The 7,324-nt window shown below is 42.4% G+C and carries 6 protein-coding genes; 2 read left to right on the forward strand and 4 right to left on the reverse strand.

Annotated elements, in window-relative coordinates; genetic code table 11:
* Positions 1 to 204: 204 nt before the first annotated feature.
* From WKF69_RS17650 to uvrB, 4 genes are all read right to left on the reverse strand, one after another.
* Complete coding sequence (locus WKF69_RS17650; RefSeq protein ID WP_340383556.1) at positions 205 to 2,700, reverse strand: YfhO family protein; 2,496 nt, start codon at positions 2,698 to 2,700, stop codon at positions 205 to 207.
* Positions 2,701 to 3,022: 322 nt separating this feature from the next.
* Entirely contained in the window at positions 3,023 to 3,271 is a 249-nt protein-coding gene (locus WKF69_RS17655; RefSeq protein ID WP_340383558.1) for a DUF4834 family protein, read from the reverse strand.
* 178 nt (positions 3,272 to 3,449) lie between these two features.
* On the reverse strand, positions 3,450 to 3,647 hold the full coding sequence (locus tag WKF69_RS17660) for a YwbE family protein (protein ID WP_340383560.1): 198 nt from the start codon (positions 3,645 to 3,647) through the stop codon (positions 3,450 to 3,452).
* A gap of 199 nt (positions 3,648 to 3,846) precedes the next feature.
* Positions 3,847 to 5,877: an excinuclease ABC subunit UvrB gene (uvrB, locus tag WKF69_RS17665; protein WP_340383562.1), complete on the reverse strand. Its 2,031-nt coding sequence runs from the start codon at positions 5,875 to 5,877 to the stop codon at positions 3,847 to 3,849.
* Between the two features lie 202 nt (positions 5,878 to 6,079).
* Between uvrB and WKF69_RS17670 the strand changes: the two genes are divergently transcribed.
* Complete coding sequence (locus WKF69_RS17670) at positions 6,080 to 6,769, forward strand: YjjG family noncanonical pyrimidine nucleotidase (RefSeq protein WP_340383563.1); 690 nt, start codon at positions 6,080 to 6,082, stop codon at positions 6,767 to 6,769.
* Positions 6,766 to 7,293 (forward strand): DinB family protein, encoded by a 528-nt coding sequence (locus tag WKF69_RS17675; protein ID WP_340383565.1) that lies wholly within the window; start codon positions 6,766 to 6,768, stop codon positions 7,291 to 7,293. Before WKF69_RS17670 ends, WKF69_RS17675 begins: the two co-directional genes overlap by 4 nt.
* Positions 7,294 to 7,324: the final 31 nt, after the last annotated feature.

Consider the following 7,324-nt stretch of genomic DNA (forward strand, 5'->3'; position numbering starts at 1 on the left):
TTTCTATTCATCGTTGACCTTGTTTTTTGTCAACCTATGTCAGGACAAGTCAACGAACTAACAAGCACTTTGTAAAAACTTTGCGCTCTCGGCGCCTGTACTCCGCGTCCTCCGCGGTTAAGCTTTGGTCGGTAGGTATCAAGTAGTTCTATAGTAGTGAGCTAAGTTTTTACGGAGCCTTCCGAAAGCGGGGACCTCAACCACTTATCCCTTCACAACCTTAGCACCTTCCTCAGGCCTCTTAGCCTCTAAATACATCGCGTAAACCAACGCCAGAACCAGAACAATGGACGCAATTAAGGAAATTATTTCCCCGGTGTAATAAGAAGTGGGTTCGAATTTAAATTCCAGTTTATGATTGCCGCCTGGTAACTGGGCTGCTCTTAAAAGATAGTTCGCTCTAAAATAAGGTATCTTTTCACCGTCAACATAGGCATTCCAACCGTGCTTGTAATACATCTCAGAAAATACCGCTAAGGCATCCTTGCCGGAAGAATACTCGTATGTCATAACGTCGGGATGGTAAGACGTAAGCCTGATAAATCCGTTTGAATCGTATCCGATCCGTTTAACATCGATCATTGGTTTATATTCCTCAGCAACGATCATTACCTTTTTCGGATCGAAGCTGCTGATAGCCGACATTTCCTGATCATCATCTTTGACGTAAGTCACACTAGGCACAAACCACGCATTGCCCGCAGCACTATCACGATTCTGTATAGTCTGTTTTTGTCCAGTTTGATCTGCTGTGATCACGTATTTAGTATTTAGCATGTCAAGGACGTCTTCATTAATAGAGCCATTAAATTGCTTATCAAGCAGTTCCTGATAACGTTTCAACTTTGCGGCATGGTATCCACCAAGGCTCTTATGAAAATAGGACGGCGTTGAGGTTAGAAAAGGATTTCCCGTTAGGTCAAAAACGCGATAATTTGATGTGTCGCGCATGATCATCTGGTCTACATCCCTTGCCTGGAATTGCTGTGCCAGGACATTTTTCTCAACAAACTTTTCATTGCTCAGATATCGTCGGTCAATATTCCACATATCTCCCAATATAACCGCTGCTAAAAGTATGAATATGATTTGCGGGCTAAGTTTCTTGTTAATTAACGCCCAGATCAGTCCGGCACCGATAAGAACGAAAACCAGCGAGCGAAGTGCATCCATACGGGCCAGACTAATCCTATCCTGGATCAAGGCGTTAGCGACACTATCAGCGAATGGTCTGTCACCATTTGTCATCTGCGTTAGCTGCTCAATAAACTGATTATGATTAGATGTTCTGAAATTCAGCAGCACAGTCGGTACCGCGATCAATATTAACAGGAGACCACCAGTTATATAAAGAGAATAAAGAAGATGTTTTTTCAGTTTTTTCGAATCCTCCGTGTGAAAGGCAACTTCTTTTACTGCAAGAATAGCCAATACAGGAACCAAAAGAGCCGCGATAACAAGAATTGATTCCACAGCCCGGAATTTGTTATAAAGAGGGAAATAGTTAAAGAAGATATCCGACAGGAATGGCATATGCCGGCCAAAGGAAAGGATCAGACAAAGTAATGTCGCACTCAGGATCCACCACTTTATTCTATTCTTTACAATAAATAATCCCAAAACAAACAGGAAACAAATAATAGCTCCGAAGTACCAGGGCCCGGAGGTAAACTGTTTATCACCCCAATATGTAGTTAATCCCACCTGGGATAGCTGCTGCATGGCAGGCATTATCTGTTCTGCCGGAATTCCTTTCGAGCCTAAAGCTTTTGCAACTTCCGAATCGGTACCTAAGTCGGCAACGCCTGAAGCACCGCCATATGCATTGGGTACAAGGAATGTAAGGCTTTCGCCAACGCCCTGACTCCACGCATATGCGTAATCCCGATCAAGACCGCTGTTCGGTTCAGATTTATCAGTAGTTAGATTTGATTTTCCGCGAGTTGATTCTTTTGCATACTCGTAACTGGTCCATAGAGCACCCGCATTCACTGCGATTGAAAGCACTGCAGCCGTAGCAAGGTAAGCGAATGATTTCACGAATTCCTTTGTAGTCTTTGCTTTAATTGCATGATATAATTCGATTCCAACAAAGATGAGAAGGGCCAGAAACAGATAATACGTCATTTGGATGTGGTTAGTCCGTATCTCTATTGCCAGGAATAAGGCCGTTACCGCAGCGCCGGCAAGATATTGCCTGCGGAAAGTCATGATTATACCGGCCAGAATAGGCGCAAAAAATGCGATTGCAATCGCTTTATTGCTATGGCCGGCATCAATAATTTGAAAATTGTAAGAGGAGAATGCAAAAGCTATAGCGCCGGCTGCGGCAAGCCAGGGATTCATCCTCAACACACAAAAAAGAAAATATGCCCCTAAAAGATAGAGTAGAACTGTATCTATGGGATTCGGGAAGATGGTTTTGAAAAAGGAAATTACGTATGTAGTTATATTATTAGGATACTGTACCCATATCTGGTACGAAGGCATCCCTCCAAACATAGAATTGGTCCACAGAGGTCCTTTGCCATCTTTAGCTTTGAAATCCATAATCTCCTTCTGCATGCCCTGAGCCTGAATAACATCGCTTTGAAACAGGGCTTTTCCTTGCAACGCAGGACTGAAATACACGAAACATATTGCAATAAAAATACCTAAGATAGCGAGGTGAATGCCATTGCGTTTAAACCAGTTATTCATTATGCTTGAATTAGTTGAATGCCAAAAATAGAAAAAAGCTTAAACCTGCAAGGGGAGTATTGCAGTTTATTGAAATAAATCTTTTAAATGGGGGAAGAAGGTTTTTTGGGGGCAGGGCGGAGAGTAACCGCAAAGCGCGCAGAGTTTTACGCAAAGGGCGCAGAGTCAGGAGCTGAATAGTTATATGACTTAGCTTTACGTACCTAACGACCGCAAAGTCAAATCGGAGATTTTAACTCCAATAGAGGATCAAAAAGCTTTGCGCTCTCCGCGTAAAACTCTGCGTCCTTTGCGGTTAAAAAATATTGCCGGAGGCAATCCGTTACTTCACCTCTTCATAATCCACGAAATCACCGGCATCATCACTGCGGTTTTTTTCTTTAGGAGGCATATAATCAACTTTGATGCGCCCGTCCGGATTATGATTGTGTTGTTGCTGGTATCTTTGATTGGCCTGATTCTGCGCCTTCGCCATCATCTTATGAAAAAACATAGGTAATAACAGTCTTGCTACCATTTTCAGCAGCCATAAAACGCAGATAGTGATGAATAAAACTTTTAATAATATCATAACAATAGATTCTGATCTTCAAATATAGACGTTAATATTTTCAATATGTTTCATTGGAGTGTAAAAAGTTATAGGTAATAAGTTGTAAGTTATAGGTTATAAGTTCTCTTTTGACCGAGTTAGTCGTTCTGCATCTTCCGTTAATTTCCGTCCAGACTTACAACTTATTACTTAAAACTTATAACTCAACGATCTCCACAACTCTCCCCACCTGTCCATCCTCAAGCCTTACTTTAATGCCCCTTGAATGAAAAGCAGAGCTTGTGAGAAGACTCTGGACTATTCCTCGTGTTCTGTTGCCACTTCTCTGATCCTTTTTCAGGATGATGTCGACCTCAAGGCCGGGGTAAATGTCTTTTCTATATTGGCCGTTCATGTTATTTGCGTTTAGAGTCTTTTTATAGGGGGATAGTAATCGGTGGCTACGCCCAGTAATCAGTATTCAGTTTTGAGTCGCGATTTGATAGTTATGGTACGGTTGCACCGATTATCGATTACTGAATGCTGAATATCGATTTAACCGATATGGTACGTTAGCACTGATTACTGATTACCGATTACTCATTCCCGGGTTACTAAGAAAACCTCTCCTCCATAATTTTCTCCAGCGCAAACATTTCATCCCGCAGCTTGGCTGCAAGCAGGAAATCCATATCCTTGGCCGCATTAACCATGTCTTTTTTCGTTTTATCGATAGATTTCTGCAGTTCAGGTTTTGTCATGTATTGAACAATGGGATCTGCTGCGAGGTTATCGGTCATTTCTTTTTCAATGTACGCCTTCTGAACACCTCCTTTGAAATCCATTACAGAGGTCTGTTCGATAATAGCCTCACGTGATTTGCCGATTGTTCTCGGCGTAATTCCGTGCTCCGTATTATATGCTATTTGCTTTTCCCGTCTGCGATTGGTTTCGTCTATTGTGACGCGCATACTGTCAGTGATCTTGTCCGCATACATAATTACGCGACCGCGGTCATTTCTTGCCGCCCGCCCAATAGTTTGAATTAGCGAACGTTCGGAACGCAGAAAGCCTTCCTTATCTGCGTCCAGAATAGCCACCAGTGAAACTTCAGGAAGATCCAGTCCCTCCCGCAGCAAGTTTATTCCAATAAGGACGTCGAAAACTCCCAGTCTCAAATCCCTCAGAATCTCTACTCTTTCGAGAGTTTTAACTTCGGAGTGGATGTACCTAACCTTTATACCCAGCCGGTCCATGTATTTTGTGAGTTCTTCCGACATACGTTTGGTCAGAGTAGTAACCAGAACCCGGTCTCCAAGCTTAACAGTTTTATCGATCTCATCTAACAGATCATCTACCTGATTAATGACAGGCCTGACCTCAATAATCGGATCAAGAAGCCCGGTTGGCCGGATAACTTGTTCGACGAAAACACCTTCTGTTTGTTCCAGCTCATAGTCGCCAGGAGTAGCGCTTACATAAATTGTTTGAGGTGCAAGTTTTTCGAACTCATTAAAATTCAGGGGCCTGTTATCCAATGCGGCAGGCAAACGGAAGCCATAATCAACTAGTGCAAGTTTCCGGGACCGGTCGCCTCCATACATCGCCCTGATCTGTGGAACAGTAGCATGGCTTTCATCAATTACCATTAAATAGTCTTCAGGGAAATAATCAAGCAAACAGAACGGGCGCATACCAGGGGTCCTGCCGTCAAAGAACCTTGAGTAATTTTCGATACCGCTGCAATACCCAAGCTCACGCATCATTTCCAGATCGTAGTTAACTCTTTCTTCCAGTCTCTTTGCCTCAAGGAATCGCTTTTCGTCTATAAATTGCTGCTTACGGCTTTCAAGTTCCTCCTGAATTGACCAGACCGATTTATTAAAACGATCCTTTGGAGTCACGAACAGGTTTGCTGGAAAAATGACCATGTGAGTCATTTTCTCCAGGGTCTTTCCCGACGCAGGGTCTATAGTTGTGAGTTCTTCAATATCATCCCCAAAAAAAGAAACCCGGTATGCATAATCCATATAGGCTGGGTAAATGTCTACAGTGTCACCTTTAACGCGGAAAGTACCCCGCCTGAAATCCGCGGTTGTGCGAGAGTATAAAATCTCAACAAGCCGATGTAAAAAAGCGTTCCTGCTAATCTTGGTTCCTACTGCGAAGCGAAACACAGAATTTGAAAAATCTTCAGGGTTTCCCATACCGTAAATGCAGGAAATAGATGACACTACAATTACGTCACGCCTACCTGACATTAAAGACGAAGTCGTGCGTAATCGAAGCTTCTCGATCTCTTCATTGATCTGAAGATCTTTCTCGATATAAGTGTTTGATGAAGCTATGTAGGCTTCTGGCTGATAGTAATCATAATATGAGACAAAATAGTTGACCGCGTTGTCGGGGAAGAATTGCTTAAATTCTCCGTAAAGCTGAGCTGCCAATGTCTTGTTGTGGCTTAGAACCAGCATCGGCTTTTGTGTCTCCTGCACAACATTCGCTATTGTAAAGGTTTTTCCTGAGCCAGTAACTCCCAGTAGAGTTTGGTAATGCTCTCCTCTATTAACTCCTTCAACCAACTGACGGATCGCTTCAGGCTGATCGCCTGTAGGCTTGTATTCAGATGTAAGCTTAAATTCCATGTGTAGTACAAAGTTATAAGTTGTAAGTTATAAGTTGTAAGTTGTACGATTTAAGTTTTACGTCGTACGTTTGTGATCGGTAATCGGCAATCAGTAATCGGTGACTACGCCTGGTGATCGGTAATCAGCTTTTCGACCCGATTAACAGTTATGGTACGTTTGCACCGATTACTGATTACCGAATACTTAAAAAAGACAACCAATGTACAAACACCTCTTCTTCGACCTTGATCATACTATTTGGGACTTTGATAAAAATGCCGAAGAAACTCTGCATGAGCTGTATTATACTTACGATTTGAATGATCTTGGCTTGCATTCACCGGATATCTTTATTGAGACTTACACGAAAAACAATCATCAACTTTGGGCGGATTATCATATCGGAAAGATTAGTAAAGAGGTTTTGCGGTCCACGCGATTTTCTAAGACATTTATTGAACTGGGTGTTTCACCGGACTTGATCCCGGGAAATTTCGAGAACGACTACGTAGCTATATGTCCCACTAAAACAAACCTTTTTCCACACGCACACGATACTCTTTCGTATCTTCAAAAGAAATACACCCTCCATATCATATCAAACGGGTTTAAGGAGTCCACTGAACTGAAAATTGGCAACACTGATCTGGCCAAATACTTCGGCACTATTTTCATCTCAGAAATTATTGGATTTAACAAACCTGATAAAGCTATATTTGAACATGCGTTATTTACAACGGATGCGATAGTCTCTGAAAGCCTGATGATCGGCGATAGTGTCGAGGCGGATATTAGAGGAGCCCAGGATTATGGTATGAAAGCGATCTATTTTAATCCCGAACGCAAAGATAAGCCCGATGACGTAGTTCATCAAATATATTGCCTGAGTGAATTAGTACAAATCCTATGAGTGTAAACAGTCATTACAAGTCCCTAATAAAGGCTGTTGAGCAATACGAAACTCTTTTGCAGGAGGTTTCTGAAGACGTATTCGTTCAAAGTCCGGCGGACGGCGGATGGTCTTACTCCGAAACCTTTTCTCATATTTTTAAATCTAATTTGGCTTCTCTGATTGCTGTTGAGAAATGTTTCCTTGGAACCGGCATATTACATGAGAAACGGGCTAACTGGAAAGTTTGGGCTATATTATTCCTTGGACGGCTTCCCCCCGGTAAATTCAAAGCTCCTGAACGATTGGCCTCTATGGTTATAATCCTAAGCAAAGAAGAAGCGGCCAATCTGATCGTTAAGTTCAGGAAGCGCCTTTCCGAGCTGAAAGACAAAGTTGAAAAGGCAGATAAGTTCCAGAAGGTAAAACACCCCCGCCTTGGTCTTCTGAACGCGAGGCAATGGTGGAGATTTATTGAGATCCATACCATACATCATACGTATCAATTGAAGCGGATCGGGATGACTTGTCCTGACATAGGTTGACAAAAAACAAGGTCAACGATGAATAGAAATC

Origin of the sequence: Daejeonella sp., assembly GCF_037719425.1 — a bacterium.
GTDB lineage: Bacteria > Bacteroidota > Bacteroidia > Sphingobacteriales > Sphingobacteriaceae > Daejeonella.